The sequence below is a fragment of the Duganella sp. GW821-FHT07G03 genome, from assembly GCF_059418605.1.
This window is the reverse complement of record NZ_JBWKQE010000001.1, coordinates 1-1035: the sequence shown is the minus strand read 5'-3', so window position 1 is coordinate 1035 and position 1035 is coordinate 1. Positions and strand designations below refer to the sequence as shown.

General features: G+C 50.3%; 2 protein-coding genes. Both read right to left on the bottom strand.

Annotation, left to right across the window (positions count from 1 at the left end):
• Nucleotides 1-71: 71 nt before the first annotated feature.
• A complete protein-coding gene (locus tag AC07OK_RS00010; protein ID WP_494688366.1) occupies nucleotides 72-422 on the bottom strand; it encodes a hypothetical protein in 351 nt (116 codons plus the stop codon).
• A gap of 15 nt (nucleotides 423-437) precedes the next feature.
• Nucleotides 438-857, bottom strand: a complete 420-nt coding sequence (locus AC07OK_RS00005; RefSeq protein WP_494688365.1) for a glycoside hydrolase family 73 protein — start codon at nucleotides 855-857, stop codon at nucleotides 438-440.
• Nucleotides 858-1035 lie beyond the last annotated feature (178 nt).

The window sequence follows — 1035 nt, the reverse complement described above, 5'->3', positions numbered from 1 at the left end:
CCGGCAACGTGCCATTTGGCACGTTGCCGGAACTGACCCCGAAGCGCCGAAGCGCTGATCCCGAAGCGCGCTTATCTAGCAGGTACAAGCTGGTGATCTACCAGCTTGTAGTTCGTCCCGTCATAAACATCGCTGGTTAGCTGACCGTCATGTTTTCTAACACGCACGTTAAACAGGCGTGGCCCTGTTTCTGGAGTGCCACCACAATTTTTCGTGTGAAGTTCGCGTACTATAATTTCGAAATATGACGGCTCCTCGATTACATCGGCCACCCCGCATTCATCATTTAGCGTCGTGAGGTGGTATTTGTGTATGGCATCGATGGCAAGCTTGATCGCTTCATCTTTGCTCTTTATTTGGCCAGAAAACGCCAACGTCGATGCAAGAAACAGCAAGGCTGGCAAGCAGTGAATAGGTTTCATGGTATTGCCCAATGGTTACTTTTTAAGTAATGGCGTGATGTGTGCATGAATGATAGATTTTAATTTTCTTGCATAATCCGGATCGGTTGCGTATCCACGCCTGGCGATGGCCTCGGCGAATCTGTCTGGATCGCCTTGATACGCAAAAACAGTCGGGTATTTTCGTTGCAGCAGGGATGCATAATCATCGGCAGCTTCAGTGTAGTTGGCGTAGGCGCGAAATTCATCGATTTCACTGATCCGTTTCCCTGATAACTTGACCTCGTGCGTGGAGAAAGTTGTCGAGTGTCCAGTTGCGGATTTACCTTTTATCCCGAAGTATGCATTCCCCTTGACGGATCTACCCCAATTGCTTTCAAGGGCGGATTGGGCAAGTATTACCTCGGTTGGGATGCCCGTACGTGCTGAGATGATTCTTGCGTCACTGGTATGCAAGCCGACAAAATGGGCGACGTGAGCTGGCTGTTGTTTGGTCCGATGTTTGTGCGCATGCGTTTGAGCAAGCGCGTGTGCGTGTTTTGGCGGGGGTGTACTGTATTCTGTGTAAACGGGTTTTCGTTTAAGCCTGCGGCACCCGGTCTTCAAACTGGATGGCGAAGCGGTTCAGTGCAGC